Origin of the sequence: Acetobacter orleanensis (genome assembly GCF_001581005.1) — a bacterium.
Taxonomy (GTDB): domain Bacteria; phylum Pseudomonadota; class Alphaproteobacteria; order Acetobacterales; family Acetobacteraceae; genus Acetobacter; species Acetobacter orleanensis.
Genome location: NZ_LHZV01000001.1, coordinates 1 through 502, shown reverse-complemented (window position 1 = coordinate 502; position 502 = coordinate 1). Strand labels below are relative to the sequence as shown.

Below are 502 nucleotides of genomic sequence, written 5' to 3'. Positions count from 1 at the left end.
AGCCTGTTTGGAAAGTCACGGATGAGCGTTTCTGCGAATGAGATTGGCCCCCATTGCGACGAGGATCATGGCGTTTGAGACATCGATGCGTCGCTCGTAATCGCGCACAAGGCGTCGCCACCGGGTCATCCAGCCTAACGTCCGCTCGACGATCCATCGGCGGGGCAGAACCTCGAAGCCTTTGGCCCCGTCACGGCGGCGGATGATCTCGACAACGAACTCCAGATAAGCCGCCTTGTCCATCAGTTGGTGGCGGTCGTAGGCGCCATCGGCAAACAGGTGCTTCACCCAGGGCCATCGTTTACGGATCGCATCCATGATCATCTGTGCGCCTGCGCTGTCGGAGATGTCGGCTGGTGTCAGGTTGACCATCAGCAGGCGCCCGTCCGTATCTACGGCAATATGCCGTTTGCGTCCGACCACTTTCTTGCCAGCGTCATAACCCCTTGTTTTCGCGTGAGGAGCCTTGATGCTCTGGCTGTCGATCACCCCAGCCGAAGGG

The 502-nt window shown here is 59.4% G+C and carries 1 protein-coding gene; it reads right to left on the bottom strand.

Annotated elements, in window-relative coordinates; translation table 11 throughout:
- Positions 1-15: 15 nt before the first annotated feature.
- Positions 16-502: IS5 family transposase (locus AD949_RS00005; protein ID WP_061504586.1), on the bottom strand; the 487-nt coding region annotated here is incomplete at its 5' end.